Genomic DNA, 17,289 nt, shown 5'->3' on the forward strand with positions numbered 1-17,289 from the left:
GTCTCAGAACGGTTCTGGCCCATGTCCGAAAGCACCGAAAGCACCGTTCTCGTCCTGGGTTCCGACCCGCCGCCGAAGCTGGACCGGCTCACCGGTCGGGCCCGGGTGGTGTCGGCCGACCCGGCCACGCTCGCCGACCGGCTGCGCACCGCCGATGTCCTGCTGGCCTGGGACTTCACCTCCGACGCGATCCGCGGGGCATGGCCGGTCACCGGCCCGCGGCCCGGCTGGGTGCACACCGCGAGCGCCGGGGTGGACCGGCTGCTCTGCCCGGCGCTGGTCGCCGACGACACGCTGGTGACCAACGCCCGCGGCGTCTTCGAGCAGCCGATCGCGGAGTACGTCGCCGGGCTCGTCCTGGCCATGGCCAAGGATTTCTACGGGAGTTGGGAGCTCCAGCGGCAGCGGCGCTGGCGGCACCGCGACACCCGGCGGCTCGCCGGGACACACGCCGTGGTGGTCGGCTCGGGCCCCATCGGCCGGGCCGTCGGCACCACCCTCAAGGCGCTCGGCGTCACCGTCGACCTGGTGGGCCGCCGGGAGCGCACCGGCGATCCGCAGTTCGGCACGGTGCGGGCGTCCGGGGCGCTGCAGCCGCTGCTGGGCGGCGCCGACTGGGTCGTCTGCGCGGCGCCGCTCACCGATGCGACGCGCGGTCTGTTCGGCCCGGAGGCGTTCGCCGCGATGCGCCCCGGGGCCCACTTCGTCAACGTCGGGCGGGGTCCGCTCGTCGACGAGGACGCGCTCGTCGCGGCGCTGCGCGGCGGGCACCTCGCGGGCGCCGCCCTCGACGTCTTCCGGCAGGAGCCGCTGCCGCCGGACAGCCCGCTGTGGCAGACGCCGGGGCTGATCGTCTCGCCGCACATGAGCGGCGACACCCTGGGCTGGCGCGATGCGCTGGCCGAGCAGTTCGTGGACAACTTCGACCGCTGGGCGGCCGGTGAACCGCTGGAGAACGTCGTCGACAAGCAGCTCGGCTACGTCCCGGTGCGCTGACCCGGGCGCCCGTCCGCTCCCCGGCGCCCGGCCCCGCCGCAGCGCCCGTCGCCATCCGCCCCCGCCCCGCCACCGGGGCGGCCGCCCGACCGGAGGACGCCCCATGACCGCACCGAACCGGCTCGCCACACTCTCGGCCCGGCAGCTCACCGACGGGTACGCCGCCGGTACGTTCTCGCCCGTGGAGGTGGTCACCGCCGCACTGGAGCGGGCCGGGGCCGCACAGGAGCGGACCAACGCGTTCACCCTGATCGACGCCGAGGGCGCGCTCGCCGGGGCCCGCGCCGCCGAGGAGCGCTGGCGCGCCGGGCGCCCGGCCGGGCCCGTCGACGGCGTCCCGGTGACCGTCAAGGACCTGCTCCTCACCCGGGGCAGCCCGACCCTGCGGGGCTCGCTGACGCTCTCCCCGGACGGCGCGGCGTGGGACGAGGACGCGCCGTCGGTGGCGCGGCTGCGGGAGGCGGGCGCGGTGTTCCTCGGCAAGACCGCCACCCCGGAGTTCGGCTGGAAGGGCGTCACCGACAGCCCGCGCAACGGCGTGACCGGCAACCCGTACGACCCGCAGCGCACCTGCGGCGGCTCCAGCGGCGGCAGCGCGGCGGCGCTCGCGCTGGGCGCCGGGCCGCTGAGCCTGGGCACCGACGGCGGCGGCTCGGTCCGTATCCCCGCGTCGTTCTGCGGCGTCTTCGCGCTGAAGGGGACGTACGGGCGGGTGCCGCTGTATCCGGCGAGCCCGTTCGGGACGCTCTCGCACGTCGGGCCGATGGCGCGGGACGCGGCGGACGCGGCGCTGATGCTGGACGTGATCAGCGCGCCCGATCCGCGCGACTGGTCGCACCTGGAGCCGGTCGGCGGCTCGTTCCGGGCGGCCCTGGCCCGGCCGGTGGCGGGGCTGCGGGTGGCGTACAGCCCGTCGCTGGGCTGGGATGTGCCGGTCGCGCCGGACGTGGCGGCGGCGGTGCGCTCGGCGGTGGGGACGCTGGAGTCGCTGGGGGCGCACGTCGAGGAGGTCGATCCGCCGATCGCGGACCCGGTGGAGGCGTTCCATGTGCTGTGGTTCAGCGGGGCGGCGCGGGTGGTGGAGCATCTGGACCCGGCCGGGCGGGAGCTGCTCGACCCGGGGCTCGCGGAGATCTGCGCCCTCGGCGCCCGGTACGGCGCGCTGGACTACCTCGCCGCCGTCGACACCCGGATGGCGCTCGGCACCGCGATGGGCCGCTTCCACACCACGTACGACCTGCTGGTGACGCCGACCGAGCCGATCACGGCGTTCGCGGCGGGCGCCGAGGTGCCGCCCGGCTCCGGGCTGGAGCGCTGGACGGGGTGGACGCCGTTCACCTACCCGTTCAACATGACGCAGCAGCCCGCCGCGACGGTCCCCTGCGGCATGGACCGCGACGGGCTGCCGATCGGGGTGCAGCTGGTCGCCGCCCGCCACGAGGACGCGCTGGTGCTCCGTGCGGCGCATGCGCTGTACGAGGCGGGGGTGGCCAAGATCCCGGCCGCCTGGGGGTGACGGCGCGGGGGCGTGCGGACCGTGCCCGCACGCCCCCGCGCACCCGTTCCGCGCCGCCCGACTACGCGCGGCGGAAGTTGAGGCTCTCCCCCACCGCACCGGCCCGCCACAGGTCCTGGCAGGCGTCGGCCATCCGGTCGAGCCCCTCGACGACGGTGCCCCAGACGATGCCCGGGACCCAGCCCGCGTCACCGTTGATGAGCAGGTTGTTGCGTTCGTAGAAGAGCGCGAGATCGACGACGGTGGGCCGGCCGTGCGCCTCGGAATCGTCGGCGTAGCCGTACGAGGAGGTGCCCAACTCGGTGCCGCTGAAGGTGAAGTAGCACAGGTCGCCGGGGATCGGGGTGATCGTGGGGTTCTCCAGCGGGGGTTCCTGCGCGGCGAACGGCGCGAGGAGCGTGTAGATCTCGTTGCGCGCGTACTTGGCGTGGTACGCGTCGCCGCCCAGCGGCAGCGCGTCCCAGACGGCGGCGCAGGTCAGCGGCGCGCGGTCGTCGAGCAGCCGGGCAGTGCAGTGGACGCCGCGCTTGTCCAGCGAGACGTCGAGGTAACGGTCGGCCATGGGGCCTCCTTCGGTCCGTGAGGTGCCGGGCGCGGTCCGCAGGGCGGCGCGGGTGCCCGCCGCGGGGCCGCGCGGATGCGCCCTGCGGCGGGCCCTACCGCCTGCCTATCGGCCGCACCGCCCGGAATCCGGGAGGGCGGCGCCGGGCGAATCGGTGAATTCCGCCCGGCCCGCGGAAAACCCCGCCGACCGGCCCGGCGACGTACCGGCCCACACCGCCGCACACGACCGTCAATCACCCATGCAGTTCTCGATACGGCGTATCCGGCACTCTCACCGTAGGCGCCGATAAGGGAATTACGCCACGGACGGACGGCAGTTCCATCAAGGGCCGGAAACAATCGGCATACATTCGAACAGTTCGGGTAGCCAGGCGCCCATGGCTCCACCACAGGGGAAAGATTCAGGCATCAGTGTCAGAGGAATGAGCCGCCGCTCGCTGTTGACAGGAGCGGCGGCTTTCGGTGCGGTGGGCGCGTTGACGGCGGCAACCGGGTGCGCCCGGGTCGATGTCACCGGCGCCACGGACGGGGGGCATCTCCTCGATGATCTGCGGGAGCGCGGCACGGTACGCATGGGGATCGCCGGTGAGGCGCCCTACGCGTACATCGACAGGAACGGCGAGCTGACGGGCGAGGCACCCGCCGTCGCCCGTACCGTCTTCCGGAAACTGGGTGTCCGGAATTTCGAACCCGTACCGGTCGAATTCGGCGCCCTGGTACCCGGTCTGCATTCCTTCCAGTTCGACGTCATCGTCGCCGGAATGTTCATCAACAAGGCCCGCTGCCAGGCCGTCCTCTTCTCCAATCCGGATTACGAGTCGAAGGACGGATTTCTCGTCCCGAAGGGGAATCCGAAGAAAATTCACTCCTATCGGGACATCGCCCGCGGCGGGTTCCGGATGGGCACCGGCGTCGGCTACGCGGAGCTGGACTACGCGGTCGGCAACGGCGTGCACAAGAACACCGTCCAGACCTACGGCGACACCATCGCCGGGATGGAGGCGCTGGAGGCGGGGCGCATCGACTGCTTCGCGGGCACCGCGCTCGCGATGATCGAGGCGCTGAAGACCGGGCGCCACCCGCGGGTGGAGATGACGGAACCGTTCACCCCCGAGGTGAACGGCGTCCCGCAGCGCGACGGCGGCGGCTACGGGTTCCGGATCGGCGAGACGCAGCTGCGCGACGCGTTCAACCGCGAGCTGCACGCGATGAAGCGGAGCGGTGAACTCCTGCGCCTGGTACGGCCGTTCGGATTCACCCAGGACTTCATGACCGATCTCACGACGAAGGAGCTGTGCAAACGGTGACCGGAGCACTGTGGGAACTCTTCTTCAAAGGCGTGTGGATCACCGTCCAGTTGATGGTCTACAGCGCCGCGCTGGCCGCCGCCGTCGCGTTCGGCGTCGGTATGGCCCGCACCTCCCGGCTGCGTGTGGTGCGCTTCCTGTCCGGTGCCTATGTGGAGATCTTCCGCGGCACCTCGGCGCTGGTCTTGATGTTCTGGCTGTTCTTCGCCCTGCCGCTGCTCGGCTGGCAGCTGGCCGGACTCTGGGCCGGCACCCTCGCCCTCGGCCTGTCGTACGGCGCGTACGGCTCCGAGGTGGTGCGCGGCGCACTGGCCGCGGTGGCGCCCGCCCAGCGGGAGGCGGCCGTCGCGCTGAGCTTCACGCCCTGGCAGCGGATGCGGAAGGTGCTGCTGCCGCAGGCGTTCCCCGAGATGATGCCGCCCTTCACCAACCTGCTGGTCGAACTGCTCAAGGGCACCGCCCTGGCGTCGCTGCTCTCCATCGGCGAGCTGACCTTCGAGGCGAAGCTCGCCCGGCTCTCCACCGGTGAGAGCGCCCAGGTCTACGGGATCATCCTCGTCCTCTACTTCGTCATCGCGTTCGTGGTGACCCGGATCATGCGGCTGGTGGAGCGGCGGGCCAAGGCGTCCGTCGGGAAGGCCCCGGAACCCTCCGGCGGCCTGTTCTCCCGCACCCCCGCCGCCGCGGGCACCGCCGCACCGGCCGCCGGAGGTGGCAAGCCGTGAACACCTGGTCATGGGGGTACGTCGGCGACATCCTGCCCGACCTGCTCAAGGGGCTCGGCGTCACCGTCGAGGCGACGGTGCTGGGGTCGCTGGTCTCGTTCGCGCTGGGCCTGGTCTGGGCGCTCGCCCTGCGGTCGCCGAGCCGCTGGGTGACGTGGCCGGTCGGCGCGGTCGTCGAGTTCGTCCGCAACACCCCGCTGCTGGTCCAGCTCTTCTTCCTCTTCTTCGTGCTGCCGAGTTGGGGCCTCACCTTCTCCCCGCTGGTCACCGGCGTCATCGGGCTCGGGCTGCACTACTCGACGTACACCGCCGAGGTCTACCGCGCCGGGATCGACGGGGTCCCCGCCGGACAGTGGGAGGCGGCCGTCGCGCTGAACCTGCCGCGCCGCCGCACCTGGACCGCGGTGATCCTGCCGCAGGCGCTGCGCCGGGTGGTCCCCGCACTCGGCAACTACGTCATCGCGATGTTCAAGGACACTCCGATGCTGGCCGCCATCACCGTGGGCGACATGCTCTTCCAGGCGAACACCATCGGCGCGACCACCTTCGACTACATGGAGCCGATCACCGTCGTCGGCGCCTTGTTCATCGTGATCTCGTACCCGACCTCCCTCCTCCTGCGAGCCCTGGAGCGCCGCCTTGTCCGCTGACACCCACCTCCCCAAGGACGCCGCCCCCGGCGGCACCGAGCTGATCCGCTTCGACCGCGTCACCAAGCGGTTCGGGGCCCACACCGTCCTGGACGCGCTGGACTTCACGGTCTCGGCGGGCAAGCACGTCACGCTGATCGGCCCGTCCGGCTCCGGCAAGACGACGATCCTGCGGCTGCTGATGACGCTGCTGAAGCCGGACGAGGGCACCATCAAGGTCGGCGACGCCTACCTCACCCACGAGGAGAAGGGCGGGCGGCTCATACCCGCCGGTGAGAAGCACATCCGCGAGGTCCGCAAGAACATCGGCATGGTGTTCCAGCAGTTCAACCTCTTCCCCAACATGAAGGTGCTGCGCAACATCACCGAGGCGCCGGTCCATGTGCTGGGCCTGGGCAAGGACGAGGCGGAGGAGCGCGCCCGCGGACTGCTCGACCTGGTGGGGCTGACCGCGCACCTCGACAAGTACCCGACCCAGCTCTCCGGCGGTCAGCAACAGCGGGTGGCCATCGCCCGCGCGCTGGCGATGCGGCCGCAGGTGCTGCTGCTCGACGAGGTGACCTCGGCGCTCGACCCGGAGCTGGTGGCCGGGGTGCTCGACGTCCTCCGGGACATCGCCCGCACCACCGACATCACCATGCTCTGTGTGACCCACGAGATGTCCTTCGCGCGGGACATCTCCGACGACGTGCTGATGTTCGACGCGGGCCGGGTCATCGAGTCCGGTCCCCCGGAGAAGATTTTCACCGACCCCGAGCACGAGCGGACCCGGGAGTTCCTCGGCGCGGTGCTGTGACCGCGATCGTGCCCGCTCAGCGGAGCCCGGCCCCGTCCCGGCGGCCGGGCTCCGCCCCGCCCGGGCCCGTCGCACGCCTGTGACCATGGCATATGCCGCCCCACGGAACGCACGTACGGGTCGCCCGCGGAGCGTGGTTTTCGGTCAAGCCCCTCTCCACCGGGGGTCGTTGGCGGCTATCGTGATAGGCGTCCCGCCGTCCGGGAGCCACCGGCGGCCCGCGCCGCTCGCGCCCGACGGCGGCGGAGACGACGCAAGCGGTACCGACCTGCTAGGGGGCCACCGTGGCGCTGAAGCCCGATCCGACCGCGCCGTTCGCTTCGGTGCAGCACGCCCTGCGCGTGCTCGAAGCGGTGTCCCGGCACAGCGGCGGCGTGACCGATGTCGAGATCGCGCGCCACACCCATCTGCCCGCCACCCATCTCGCGCAGATGCTGACCATGCTGCGGCGCGAGGGGTACGTCGAGCAGCTGCCGGACGGGTCGTACGTGGTCGGCGAATCGCTGCTGCTGCTCGGCACCGGCGGCGACCGCGATCAGGCGCTCCGCGACAAGCTCCAGATCACCCTCGACGACCTGCGGGACTCGGTGGGCGCGGCGGTCTACATCAGCCGGTACATCGACGGCGAGGTCAAGATCCTGCACTACGCGGACGGTCCGCTCGCCCCCAAGGTCAACGAGTGGGCGGAGTTCCACCGCACCGCGCACGCCAGCGCGGTCGGCAAGTGCCTGCTGGCGCAGTTGGACCACGACGGGCGCAAGGACCATCTGGCCCGGCACAAGACCGCCCGGCTCACCTCGCGGACGATCACCAACGAGAAGATCCTGCTGCACAAGCTCGACAGCCAGCCGCCGACGGTCCCGGTGCTCGACATCCAGGAGTACGCGGTGGGCACGGTCTGTGCCGCGGTGCCGATCACGGCGGGCGCGTCGGTGGGGTGCCTGGCGCTGTCGATGCCGCTGGAGAACGCCCACCGGCTGCGGCAGGCGGCCGACGCGCTGAACCGCCGGGCCACCCCGGTCCTGCTGTCGCTCGCGATCTGACCTGCGGCGGAGCGCCTCGGGGCGCGGCGGGCGGGGTGGTCGGGAGCACCCCTCGGAAGCAGGTAGTATTTCTTTTGTCAGCGCGCGCCGCTAGCTCAGTTGGTTAGAGCAGCTGACTCTTAATCAGCGGGTCCGGGGTTCGAGTCCCTGGCGGCGCACCTGTGAAAGGGGCGCCTCCGGTTTTCCGGAGGCGCCCCTTTCGGCGTTCCGGCACCGGCGTGCACCCCTGCACGTGCACGGTGGCCGGTTCCGTCCCGGCGTACAGGGGGCGTACGGGGAGCGTGCCCGAAGTCTTCCCGGGCGGAGGTCCGGCTTCCGGTGGGGTGCCCGGCCCGCCACCCGTACGGGATCCGTACGGGTCGGGGACGCGCGAGCCGGGCCGGGGGCCGCACGGCGGGCCGGACGGGCGGCGGACGGAGGGCCGGGGGCGGACGGCACCCGGGCATCCGTCGGTGGGGACGCCTCGTCGGCGGGCCCGCCGTACGGCGGTCACCGGGTCAGGAGAGGTCGACGTCCGAGCAGGAGTAGAAGGCGTTGCCGGTGTCGGCGATGTTCCAGACGCCCAGGATGATGTGGTGGCCCTTCTTGCCGGTGGGCACGGTGCCCTGCTGCTGCCAGGTGGCGTCCGGCTGCTTGCCGCCCATCGGGACGGTCATGAACGGCTCGGGCTCCAGGTCGGCGCGGGTGAGCGGCTTACTCGGGTCGTAGCCGTCCTTGGTGATGAAGTACTCGAAGTCCGTCGTGGCGTGACGGGCGGTCAGCCGCCACTGGAAGGTGTAGCCCTGGCCGCCGGTGAGCTTGGTGGTGGGCCAGCCACCGCCGCGCGGGTCGTCCAGCTCGGCGAAGCCGTCCTTGCCGCCGGAGCAGATCTTCCCGTCGGCGGGACCGGCGCCCGGGAAGCCCTTGGGCCCCTCGACGCTCTGCGGCTCGTACTGGATGGCGCCGCAGTCCTTGACGGTGCCCTGGGCGCAGAGCGCCTGGCGGCTGACGGGGGCGTCGCTGTAGCCGTGGCTGGAGGCGCTGCTGGTGGAGAGCAGGGAGGCGCCGACGACGCCGAGGCCGATCAGGGCGGCACTGAACCTCTTGCGCATAGTTCGCTCCTGGAGAACGTGGGGAGTTCCGACGACAGGGGGAATGTGCGGTGCGGTCTAGACCAACGTGAGGCTACGAGCGGATGCTCGACATGTCCAGACCAATAACAACCGGGATTCCTGGTTCCGCGATCCGGACGGACGGGCGGCAGCCGGAGCGGCACGGCGCGGCGGAAGCGGGCGGGAGGCGGCGGGACCGGTGTGACCTGGGCGGTCGTCCGGGCGCGGGCGGGCGCGGCGGGGGCCGGAGAACCCGAAAGGCCGCCGCCCCTACGGGATCCCGTGCCGGGAGCGGGGCGGACGGCCTGGTGGGGGTGGCGTACGGCCGTGGGGGCGTCGTACGGCGGGTGGGGCGGCGGCGGTCAGGCGGCCGCGGCGGCGAAGGCGGGGGCCGGACCGGCGGCGGCCTGGACCAGGGCGGTGTAGGTGCGGCGCAGCGCGATCAGGGACTCCTGGGCCTCGCGGTAGACGGCGGCGTCGGGGCCACCGCGGTGGGCGAGGGTGCGGACCGGGGCGCAGTGCCGGTCCATGGCGCTGAGCCAGGCGCGGTGATGGGCCGGGAGATGACGACGGAGCAGCTGACGGCCGCCCTCCCCCGTACGGCGTCCGCCGATGCCGAGGACCGCGTCGGCCGCCTGGAGCACGGGCGGCTCCAGGGCGCCCTGTCCGGCGAGCGTGCCGATCACCTCGGACTGCCGGGCGGTGACCGGGGCGTCCAGCAACTCGGCGGTCTCCTCGACGAGTTGGGCGCGGAGCGCGTGCTGGATACGGACCAGGCGGCGCAGTGCGGTCGGGGTGGAGGAGTCGTCGGGGGCGCGACCGGCGAGGGTCTCGGCGAGGCGGAAGAGCCAGATGCCGTGCGCCTCCAGCCGGGTCACGGCGAGCATCAACCGGTCGAGTCGGCAGAGCGGTTCGCCCTCCGGCGCCCAGCGGACGATCGGTACGAGCTGTTCGGTGCGGGCGAGTTGGTCGATCGGCAGATGGCGGCGGGGCTTGCGCTCCGGGGCCCAGTTGTGGAGCGAGAGCGCGGGCAGCGCGACGAACTGGTCGTGGTCGATGCGGTGCGCGATGGCGGACCACAGGTCGAGGAAGCCGCCGTCGGCGCACCGGCGGGCGGCCGGGGCCTGCGGGTCGAGGCCGGACCAGCCGCAGGCCACCGCGATCACGGCGATCCGCATCGCGGCGGCCTCGGCGTTGCGCGGGGAGAGCCGCGAGACGCGCTGCCGCAGCGCGGTCAGCTCCCCGGCGCGGCCGGAGCGTTCGACCGCGGCGACGGCGTCCGCGGCGCTCGGCGCGAGCGCCGCCGTCCGTGCCAGCGCGTCCAGCAGGGTCCAGGTCCCGATCATGCTGCGGACCGGCGGCCGCTCGGGCAGGAAGCCGTGCGCCCGCGGGTCGTGGGTACGGGCGTCGCCGCGGGTGTCGGCGTCGCCGGGCACAGCACCGGTGGCCGCCCGCAGCTCGGGGTCGGCGCCCTGCCGGGGGACGGTCGCGGACCGGCCGGTGCGCTGCGCGGGCGGCGCGGTCGGGCGGCGCCGCACAGGGGTGGCCGTCTCCGGGGCTTCGGCGGTCGTGGTCCCGGTCGTCATCGTCGTCCTCACCGTCGTCACAGTCATCGCCGTCTCAGCACTTCCCCGCCAGGAGCCGGGCCAGGTGGGTGTCCAGCTCCAGGTACCGGTCCTCGTCGCCGGGCGGCACGATGGCCGCCGTCTGCTCCAGCCAGGCGGTCAGCTCCGGGGCCCGCACGGACAGTTCGCAGACGCTGTCGTCGCTGAACAGCTCGATGTGGACCCGGCGCCGTCCGCCCGCCGCGGTCTGCGGCCACACCCGTACGTCGCCCTCGCCCACCTCGTCGTGCACCCCGCCCAGCAGCAGCTCCCGGGCGAACACCCAGGTCGCGGCGGTCACACCGCGGCTGATGAAGGCGACCTCGACCTCGTACGGACGGTCGCTGCGGTAGCTGAACCGGCCCGCCACCGGCACCTCGTCGTCCGGGCCGAGCAGCAGGGACATGTCGAGGGTGCGCTTGGCTGTCGACACCATGACGATCAACCTTTCCGAGGCAGGGACGGTCCCGGCGGACCCGGGTGGGGTGCGCGTCCAATCAGACGTGAGGTGGCGTGGCGGGGTTGCACCATGCAGGTGACGAGTGACGGAGACCATCGCGCGGAACGGCTGGTGGCGGCCGTCCGGGCGGTCGGTCCGGAGCCGGGGGCGCGGTGCGGCGGCCGGGTCCGGCGCCGGGCGGCGGCGGGCACCGGCGCTCTCATCGCGCCTGTTCGCAGCGTGCGTTGACACCCCATCACCGCTGTCGCCTCCTCCGCTCGCGCCTGGCCCCGCTCCCGTCCCAGCCTCGCAAGGGGCGCCCCGGGCCGCACCTCGGCGGTCCGGCCAATGGCGCAATGCCGTGCTCCCGATCCTCACAGACCGTGGCGGACGCCCCACCTGCCGAAGGTCCCAAGATCGCGGGACCTTGGCCCGGCCGGGGCCGCCGCCGTCCGGGCCCCGTACGCTCCTGTGACGCACCTCACCGGCCCTGGAGGCATGAAAAGGGCCGGGGTGGCCCCGGGCGGTCGAAGGCGCCCCGGAAGGTCGTGTAAAGTTCTTCAGGTCAGCAGGCGCCGCTAGCTCAGTTGGTTAGAGCAGCTGACTCTTAATCAGCGGGTCCGGGGTTCGAGTCCCTGGCGGCGCACAGACAGGCTAAAGGCCCCCACTTCGGTGGGGGCCTTCGTCGTATGTCCGCATCCGGCCGCCTCAGCGCCCGCCGTGGCCGGTTCCGTAGCTGCTCAGAAAGGCCGAGACGACCACGGTCGGGGCGGTGGGGCGGCGGGTGATCAGGCGGAGTTCGGCGCGGTGCGGGTCGCGGGCGGCGGTGGCCGTGGCGGGCAGCGCCCGGCCGGGCGGGTAGAGCCGGACGTCCGCCACGGTGAAGCGGGCGGTGCTCCCGTCGGCGCGGTGCAGGTCCAGCCGGGCGCCGGGGGTGAGGCGGGCCGGGGCACCTGCGGTGGGGCCCCGGCCGAGGAGGACCGCGGCGCCCGGGGTGCCGGGCTGCGGCCCGTAGGCGTACCACCCGGCGGGGCCGTCCGCCCGGGCGGCGGGGACGGCGGCGGCGTCCGGTGGGCCGGGGGTGAGCGGGGTGCGCAGGCCGAGGGCGGGGACGGTGAGGGCGCGCGGGGCTCCGGCGGTGGTGGCGGGCAGCGGCGGGTGGGCGCGGGGTGCGGCCGGGCCGGGCGGGCGGCCGACGGCGGCGATGTCGCCGGTGGTGGTGAGCTGGGCGACGGCGGCGCTGCGGGCGGCGTCACCGCCCCAGAGCCAGAGGCCGAGCAGCAGCACCGCCCAGGCGGTGCCGGTGTACCAGCGGCCGTGGCCGGGCGCGGGCTCCGGGCGGGGTGCGCGGTGCGGTGGGTCGGCGGGGCGGGTGAGGGGGCGGACGGGGTGCAGCTCAGTGGTCATCGGTGCCGCCGCCCTGACGCTCGCGGCGGATGCGGAGCCGGAGCCGGAGCAGCTGCCCGGCGATGATCAGTATCGCGCCGCCGGCCAGGACCAGCCCGACCGCCTGGGCGCCGCTCATCTCGGCGGCGGTACCGCTCGCGGTGGTGCGGGGCGCGGCGGCGCGGGCGGGCGGGGCCAGCGCGGCGCCGCCCGCGACGTGGACCGCGAGCAGGGCACAGAGTGTGAGCAGTGGCGAGCGCATGGTGAACCTCCGCATGTTCCGAAGGTCCGCCCGGGCGCGGGCGCCCGCATCCGGGGCGCGGCGCCGGTGCCCCGTTCAGGTGAGCGGGGCACCGGCGCCGTACCGCGTCGGACCGGTCAGATCAGATCGACGAGGTCCGCGATGGAGTCGACGACGCGGGAGGGGCGGAAGGGGTGGCGTTCGACCTCTTCGGGGCGGGTGAGGCCGGTGAGGACGAGGAAGGTCTCCATGCCCGCCTCCAGACCGGCGAGCATGTCGGTGTCCATCCGGTCGCCGATCATCGCGGAACTCTCGGAGTGGGCGCCGATGGCGTTGAGACCGTGCCGCATCATCAGCGGGTTGGGCTTGCCGACGAAGTACGGCTCGACGCCGGTCGCCTTGGTGATGAGCGCGGCGACCGAACCGGTGGCGGGCAGCGCGCCCTCGGCGGACGGACCGGTCTCGTCCGGGTTGGTGGCGATGAAGCGGGCGCCGTTGTTGATCAGCCGGATCGCCTTGGTGAGCGCCTCGAAGGAGTAGGTCCGGGTCTCGCCGAGCACGACGTAATCGGGTGCGTGGTCGGTGAGGACGTAGCCGATGTCGTGGAGGGCGGTGGTCAGGCCCGCCTCGCCGATGACGTAGGCGGTGCCGCCGGGGCGCTGGTCGTCGAGGAACTGCGCGGTGGCCAGCGCGGAGGTCCAGATCGACTGCCAGGGGACGTCGAGGCCGATGCGGCTGAGCCGGGCGTGCAGATCGCGCGGGGTGTAGATGGAGTTGTTGGTCAGGACGAGGAAGGGGCGGCCCGATTCGCGCAGCCGCTTGATGAAGGCGTCCGCACCGGGGACGGGGATGCCCTCGTGCATCAGGACGCCGTCCATGTCGGTGAGCCATGACTCGATCGGCTTGCGCTCTGCCACTGCCGGACTCCTCCGTAGGTGTTGAGAGGCCGCCGACGGTAACCCCGGCGGGACCTGTACGCCCAGCCTACGGGCGGCCCGGACGGGGCGGCGGGCGCCCCGTCCCGGGCGGTGGCTCAGCTGCCGGTGGCCGAGCGCCAGGCGTCGAGGTAGCCGGGGAGGTTCTTGTCGATGTCCTTCCAGTCGGGCTCGAAGACGTCGACGCCCTTCATGAGGGCGGCCAGTTCGGTGGCGTGGGCGTCGGTGGCCTTGACGTCCTGGCGGGCGGCGAAGCCGCCGCCGACCGCGGAGACCTCGCGCTGGACGGGCTCGGAGAGCAGGTAGTCGAGGAACTTCTCGGCGTTGGCGGTGTGCGGGGCGTTCTTGACCAGGCCCGCGGCGTAGGGCAGTGCGAAGGTGGAGGGCTTGGCGCCGGGCTTCGCCGCCGGGAAGAAGATGCCCTGGTGCGGCATGGACTCCGTGTTGGCGTAGTTCATCTGCACATCGCCGTTGGCGACGAGGAGTTCGCCCTTGTCGGTCTTGGGCGCGAGCTGGCCGGTGGAGGAGGACGGGCCGACGTTGTTGGTCTGGAGCTTGGCGAAGTACTTCATGGCCGCGTCGGTGGAGCCGAAGTCGTGGAGCGCCTTGACGAGGACGGCGGTGCCGTCACCGGCGACGCCCGGGGTGGAGTACTGGAGCTTGCCCTTGAGCTCCGGGTCGAGCAGGTCCTGCCAGGTCTTCGGGGGCTTCGGCAGGTCCTTGGTGTTGTGGATGAGGCAGAAGTAGTTGTTGACGACGGCGGTCCACCGGCCGCCCGGGTCCTTGTCCCCGGCGGCGACCCGGTCGGATCCCTTGGGGCGGTAGGTGGCGAGCAGCCCCTTGCCGTCGGCCTGCTGGATGAAGGGCGGGAGGGTGACGACGACGTCCGCCTGGGTGTGGGAGCGCTCGCGGGCGAGGCGCTGGACGGCGGCGCCGGAGCCGCTCTCGACGTAGTTGACCTTGATGCCGGTCTGCTTCTCGAAGTCCTTGAAGACCTTGTCGTAGAAGCCGTCGCCCTTCTCGCCGCGGAGTCCGTCGGCGCTGTAGACGGTGATCTCCTTGGCGTCCGGGTCGGCGGAGGTGCCGCAGGCGGTGAGGGCGGCGGGCAGGACGAGGGCGGCGGCGCAGGCGGCGAGCGCGGTGCGGCGGGGGCGGTGGCGCATGGCGGATCTCCAGGAGGGGGACGGGTCCGGGCCGGTCAGCGGTAGGCGGCGCGGGTGCGGAGGCGGGAGACGGCGAGCAGGGCGAGCAAGGTGGCGGCCATCAGGACGACGGCGAGGGCGGCACCGGCGAAGAGGGAGCCGCGGTCGGTGGTGGCGAAGATCTGGACCGGCAGCGGCATCCAGTCGGGCGGGTAGAGCATCATCGTGGCGCTCAGCTCGCCCATGGACAGGGCGATGCAGAGCCCGGCGGCGGCGCTCAGCGACGGCAGCAGCAGCGGCAGCTTGACCCGCCACAGGACGTACGCGGGGCGGGCGCCGAGACCGGCGGCGCTCTGTTCGTACGCCGGGTCGAGGCGGGTGAGGGCGGCGCCGACGGACTGGTGGGCGAAGGCGGTGACCAGCACCGTGTGGGCGATGATCACGATCTGCGGGGTGCCGTTGAGGAGCAGCGGGGGCTGCGAGAAGGCGACCAGCAGGGAGAGCCCGACGACGACGGACGGCACCGCGAGGGGCAGCAGGAAGAGTCCGTCGAGGACGCGGCGGGCGCGCCGGGGCAGCTTCTGGGCGGCGAGCGCGGCCCAGGTACCGGCGGTCAGCGCCAGCACGCTCGCGGCGAGCGCGGTGGCGGCGCTGGTCAGCAGCGCGTCCAGGGAGTCGCCGTGGACCGCGTCGCGGTAGTGGGCCAGGGTGACGCCGGAGGGCAGGGCGCCGCTCCAGCCGGTGGCGAACGACGCGGCGACGATGACCAGCAGCGGCAGGGCGAACAGCGGCAGGAAGAGCAGCCAGAACACGGCGTGCGCGCTCCGGCGGGCGGCCTTGCTATGCAGCAGCACGGCGGTGACCTCCGGCTGCGGTACGCGCCATGACGTACCGGTAGAGGGCGTACAGGGCGACGGAGAGGGCGATGTTGACGACGGCGACGACGCAGGCGCCGGTGTAGTCGCCGTCGAGGATCGCCTTGGTGTAGACGAGGACCGGCAGGGTGACGACGCCCTTGGCGCCGGTGAAGAGGACGATGCCGAACTCGTTGAGGCACATCACCAGGACCAGCGCGCCGCCCGCGGCGAGCTGCGGCAGCGCCTCCGGGAGGATCACCGTCCGCACGATCCGCGCCGGGCGGGCGCCGAGGGAGGCGGCCGCCTCCAGCTGGCCGGTCTCCAGCTGGGCGAAGGCGGCGAGCAGCGGGCGCATCACGAACGGCGTGAAGTAGGTGACCTCGGCGAGCAGCACGCCCCAGGGCGTGTGCAGGAAGTCGAAGGGGCCGCTCGCCGCGCCGGTGACGTCGCTCCACAGGCCGTTGGCGATGCCGACGGTGCCGTAGAGGAAGAGGAGGGCGAGGGTGATGAGGAAGGAGGGGAAGGAGAGGAAGACGTCGATGAAGCGGGCGAAGGCCCGGCCGCCGGGGAACGGCACGAACGCGATGATCAGCGCGAGGAGCGAGCCGAGGACGACCGCCCCGGCGGTGGCGCCCGCCGCGATCCCCACCGTCGTCACCAGCGCGTCGCGGAACGACGTCTCCGCCAGCACCTGGGCGTACGGCGCGGTGGAGTGGCCGCCGTCCTCCGGTGAGAAGGACTGCCACACCACCAGGGCCAGCGGGTAGAGGAAGACCAGCGCGAGGGCGGCGACCGGCGGCAGCGCCCAGAGTGCGGCGCCGGGGCGGCGGGCCGGGCGCTTCCCGGGGGCGCGGACCGCCTCGGGGTGCGGCGCCGCCGTCGCCGGGCGGGTGGTGGTGGCGCTAGACATCGGCGCCTCCGGCGAGCTGCGCCGGGACGAGGACCGCGTCGCCGGGGGCGAAGTGCAGGTCGATACCGGCGCCGAGGGCCGGGGGTTCGCGCAGTTCGCGGACGTCGGCGAGGACGCGGTGGCCGGAGATCTCGGCGGTGAGGCGGTGGGTGGCGCCGCGCCACTGGATGCCGGTGAGGGTGCCGCGCAGGGTGTTGCCGTCCGCCGCCGGGACCGCGCCGACGCCGACGAGGTGCGGGCGGACGCAGAGGGTGGCGGTGGCGCCGGGGACCGCGTCGCCCGTGGGGACGGTGAGCCGCTGTCCGGCGAGGTCGACGCCGCCGTCGGCGACGGTGACCGGCAGCAGGTTGGCGGTGCCGACGAACGACGCGGTGAACGCGGTGCGCGGGCGGCGGTACAGCTCCTGCGGGGTGCCGCAGTCCTGGAGCCGGGCGGCGTCCATCACGGCGATCCGGTCGGCCAGCGTCAGCGCCTCGACCTGGTCGTGGGTGACGTAGAGGATCGTGACGTCCGGCAGTTCGCGGTGGAGGCGGGCCAGTTCGCCCATCATGTCGGAGCGGAGGGTGGCGTCGAGGGCGGAGAGCGGCTCGTCGAGGAGGAGGACGCCGGGGCGGATGGCGAGGGCGCGGGCGAGGGCGACGCGCTGCTGCTGGCCGCCGGAGAGTTCGCGGGGGTGGCGGTCGGCGTACCCGGCCATGCCGGTCATCTCCAGCGCCTCGCGCACCCGGGGTGCGATCTCCTCGCGCGGCGCCTTCTGCGCCTTGAGGCCGAAGGCGACGTTGTCGGCGACCTTCATGTGCGGGAAGAGCGCGTAGTTCTGGACGACGGTGCCGATGCCGCGCCGGTACGGCGGCAGGTCGGTGACGTCGCGGCCGCCGATCAGGATCCGGCCGCGCCGCGGGGTGACGAAACCGCCGACGGCGCGCAGCGCGGTGGTCTTGCCGGAGCCGGAGGGCCCGAGCAGCGCCATGAACTCACCCGGCTCGACGGTCAGGTCGAGACCGTCGAGGACGACGGTGTCGCCGTACGCGACCTGTACGCCGTCGAAGCGGATCCCCGAGGGGGGCGCCGTCAGCGGTGCCGTCAT

General features: G+C 73.3%; 18 protein-coding genes and 2 tRNA genes. 9 read left to right on the top strand and 11 right to left on the bottom strand.

The features are described 5' to 3' along the window. Positions 1-21 precede the first annotated feature (21 nt). Entirely contained in the window at positions 22-996 is a 975-nt protein-coding gene (locus IF23_RS0113425; RefSeq protein WP_030283262.1) for a D-2-hydroxyacid dehydrogenase, read from the top strand. A gap of 103 nt (positions 997-1,099) precedes the next feature. Then, on the top strand, positions 1,100-2,512 hold the full coding sequence (locus tag IF23_RS0113430; RefSeq protein WP_030283264.1) for an amidase: 1,413 nt from the start codon (positions 1,100-1,102) through the stop codon (positions 2,510-2,512). Positions 2,513-2,573: 61 nt separating this feature from the next. Here IF23_RS0113430 and IF23_RS0113435 read toward each other — a convergent pair whose 3' ends face one another. Continuing rightward, on the bottom strand, positions 2,574-3,074 hold the full coding sequence (locus IF23_RS0113435) for a DUF3830 family protein (protein ID WP_030283266.1): 501 nt from the start codon (positions 3,072-3,074) through the stop codon (positions 2,574-2,576). Positions 3,075-3,498: 424 nt separating this feature from the next. Here IF23_RS0113435 and ehuB point away from each other — a divergent pair, with 424 nt between their 5' ends. The 6 genes from ehuB to IF23_RS0113465 all read left to right on the top strand — a co-directional run bounded on the left by ehuB (position 3,499) and on the right by IF23_RS0113465 (position 7,755). Further along, the gene (gene ehuB / locus IF23_RS0113440; RefSeq protein ID WP_030283268.1) at positions 3,499-4,383 is read left to right on the top strand and encodes an ectoine/hydroxyectoine ABC transporter substrate-binding protein EhuB; all 885 of its coding nucleotides are present in this window, start codon (positions 3,499-3,501) and stop codon (positions 4,381-4,383) included. After that, a complete protein-coding gene (ehuC, locus tag IF23_RS0113445; protein ID WP_030283269.1) occupies positions 4,380-5,108 on the top strand; it encodes an ectoine/hydroxyectoine ABC transporter permease subunit EhuC in 729 nt (242 codons plus the stop codon). Before ehuB ends, ehuC begins: the two co-directional genes overlap by 4 nt. Continuing rightward, on the top strand, positions 5,105-5,758 hold the full coding sequence (gene ehuD / locus IF23_RS0113450; RefSeq protein ID WP_030283270.1) for an ectoine/hydroxyectoine ABC transporter permease subunit EhuD: 654 nt from the start codon (positions 5,105-5,107) through the stop codon (positions 5,756-5,758). Before ehuC ends, ehuD begins: the two co-directional genes overlap by 4 nt. Beyond that, positions 5,748-6,554: an ectoine/hydroxyectoine ABC transporter ATP-binding protein EhuA gene (ehuA, locus tag IF23_RS0113455; RefSeq protein WP_030283271.1), complete on the top strand. Its 807-nt coding sequence runs from the start codon at positions 5,748-5,750 to the stop codon at positions 6,552-6,554. Before ehuD ends, ehuA begins: the two co-directional genes overlap by 11 nt. Before the next feature lie 284 nt (positions 6,555-6,838). After that, the gene (locus IF23_RS0113460; protein ID WP_030283272.1) at positions 6,839-7,597 is read left to right on the top strand and encodes an IclR family transcriptional regulator; all 759 of its coding nucleotides are present in this window, start codon (positions 6,839-6,841) and stop codon (positions 7,595-7,597) included. 84 nt (positions 7,598-7,681) lie between these two features. Then, positions 7,682-7,755 (top strand) — tRNA-Lys (locus tag IF23_RS0113465). Positions 7,756-8,094: 339 nt separating this feature from the next. On the opposite strand, the gene IF23_RS0113470 is transcribed toward IF23_RS0113465, so the two are convergent. The 3 genes from IF23_RS0113470 to IF23_RS0113480 all read right to left on the bottom strand — a co-directional run bounded on the left by IF23_RS0113470 (position 8,095) and on the right by IF23_RS0113480 (position 10,728). Continuing rightward, positions 8,095-8,688 (bottom strand): lytic polysaccharide monooxygenase auxiliary activity family 9 protein, encoded by a 594-nt coding sequence (locus tag IF23_RS0113470; protein WP_030283273.1) that lies wholly within the window; start codon positions 8,686-8,688, stop codon positions 8,095-8,097. A 362-nt stretch (positions 8,689-9,050) separates the two neighbouring features. After that, complete coding sequence (locus IF23_RS0113475; RefSeq protein WP_078653958.1) at positions 9,051-10,274, bottom strand: hypothetical protein; 1,224 nt, start codon at positions 10,272-10,274, stop codon at positions 9,051-9,053. 34 nt (positions 10,275-10,308) lie between these two features. After that, positions 10,309-10,728 carry an SsgA family sporulation/cell division regulator gene (locus IF23_RS0113480; RefSeq protein WP_030283277.1) on the bottom strand — a complete coding sequence of 140 codons (420 nt, stop codon included), beginning with the start codon at positions 10,726-10,728 and terminating at the stop codon, positions 10,309-10,311. A 575-nt stretch (positions 10,729-11,303) separates the two neighbouring features. On the opposite strand from IF23_RS0113480, the gene IF23_RS0113485 reads away from it, so the two are divergent. Then, positions 11,304-11,377 (top strand) — tRNA-Lys (locus IF23_RS0113485). Between the two features lie 62 nt (positions 11,378-11,439). On the opposite strand, the gene IF23_RS33525 is transcribed toward IF23_RS0113485, so the two are convergent. The 7 genes from IF23_RS33525 to IF23_RS0113520 all read right to left on the bottom strand — a co-directional run bounded on the left by IF23_RS33525 (position 11,440) and on the right by IF23_RS0113520 (position 17,289). After that, entirely contained in the window at positions 11,440-12,138 is a 699-nt protein-coding gene (locus IF23_RS33525) for a class F sortase (RefSeq protein ID WP_051739552.1), read from the bottom strand. Then, positions 12,128-12,394, bottom strand: a complete 267-nt coding sequence (locus tag IF23_RS34025) for a hypothetical protein (protein ID WP_157848012.1) — start codon at positions 12,392-12,394, stop codon at positions 12,128-12,130. The genes IF23_RS33525 and IF23_RS34025 overlap by 11 nt, the downstream gene beginning before the upstream one ends. A gap of 101 nt (positions 12,395-12,495) precedes the next feature. After that, a complete protein-coding gene (locus IF23_RS0113500; RefSeq protein WP_030283283.1) occupies positions 12,496-13,275 on the bottom strand; it encodes an HAD-IIA family hydrolase in 780 nt (259 codons plus the stop codon). A 116-nt stretch (positions 13,276-13,391) separates the two neighbouring features. Continuing rightward, on the bottom strand, positions 13,392-14,456 hold the full coding sequence (locus tag IF23_RS0113505) for a 2-aminoethylphosphonate ABC transporter substrate-binding protein (RefSeq protein WP_030283285.1): 1,065 nt from the start codon (positions 14,454-14,456) through the stop codon (positions 13,392-13,394). Between the two features lie 35 nt (positions 14,457-14,491). Beyond that, positions 14,492-15,289 carry an ABC transporter permease gene (locus tag IF23_RS0113510; protein ID WP_030283287.1) on the bottom strand — a complete coding sequence of 266 codons (798 nt, stop codon included), beginning with the start codon at positions 15,287-15,289 and terminating at the stop codon, positions 14,492-14,494. Further along, on the bottom strand, positions 15,276-16,202 hold the full coding sequence (locus IF23_RS0113515) for a 2-aminoethylphosphonate ABC transporter permease subunit (protein ID WP_037678099.1): 927 nt from the start codon (positions 16,200-16,202) through the stop codon (positions 15,276-15,278). The genes IF23_RS0113510 and IF23_RS0113515 overlap by 14 nt, the downstream gene beginning before the upstream one ends. Next, positions 16,195-17,289 carry an ABC transporter ATP-binding protein gene (locus IF23_RS0113520; protein ID WP_030283290.1) on the bottom strand — a complete coding sequence of 365 codons (1,095 nt, stop codon included), beginning with the start codon at positions 17,287-17,289 and terminating at the stop codon, positions 16,195-16,197. Before IF23_RS0113520 ends, IF23_RS0113515 begins: the two co-directional genes overlap by 8 nt.

The sequence above is a fragment of the Streptomyces catenulae genome (assembly GCF_000718015.1).
Lineage (GTDB): Bacteria > Actinomycetota > Actinomycetes > Streptomycetales > Streptomycetaceae > Streptomyces > Streptomyces catenulae.

Coding starts and splice junctions, on each gene's coding strand:
- IF23_RS0113475 (WP_078653958.1), bottom strand. CDS start 10,274: ATGACGACCGGGACCACGACCGCCGAAGCCCCGGAGACGGCCACCCCT.
- IF23_RS0113425 (WP_030283262.1), top strand. CDS start 22: ATGTCCGAAAGCACCGAAAGCACCGTTCTCGTCCTGGGTTCCGACCCG.
- ehuB (WP_030283268.1), top strand. CDS start 3,499: ATGAGCCGCCGCTCGCTGTTGACAGGAGCGGCGGCTTTCGGTGCGGTG.
- IF23_RS0113435 (WP_030283266.1), bottom strand. CDS start 3,074: ATGGCCGACCGTTACCTCGACGTCTCGCTGGACAAGCGCGGCGTCCAC.
- IF23_RS34025 (WP_157848012.1), bottom strand. CDS start 12,394: ATGCGGAGGTTCACCATGCGCTCGCCACTGCTCACACTCTGTGCCCTG.
- IF23_RS0113480 (WP_030283277.1), bottom strand. CDS start 10,728: ATGGTGTCGACAGCCAAGCGCACCCTCGACATGTCCCTGCTGCTCGGC.
- IF23_RS0113505 (WP_030283285.1), bottom strand. CDS start 14,456: ATGCGCCACCGCCCCCGCCGCACCGCGCTCGCCGCCTGCGCCGCCGCC.
- IF23_RS0113520 (WP_030283290.1), bottom strand. CDS start 17,289: ATGACGGCACCGCTGACGGCGCCCCCCTCGGGGATCCGCTTCGACGGC.
- IF23_RS0113470 (WP_030283273.1), bottom strand. CDS start 8,688: ATGCGCAAGAGGTTCAGTGCCGCCCTGATCGGCCTCGGCGTCGTCGGC.
- IF23_RS33525 (WP_051739552.1), bottom strand. CDS start 12,138: ATGACCACTGAGCTGCACCCCGTCCGCCCCCTCACCCGCCCCGCCGAC.
- IF23_RS0113430 (WP_030283264.1), top strand. CDS start 1,100: ATGACCGCACCGAACCGGCTCGCCACACTCTCGGCCCGGCAGCTCACC.
- IF23_RS0113515 (WP_037678099.1), bottom strand. CDS start 16,202: ATGTCTAGCGCCACCACCACCCGCCCGGCGACGGCGGCGCCGCACCCC.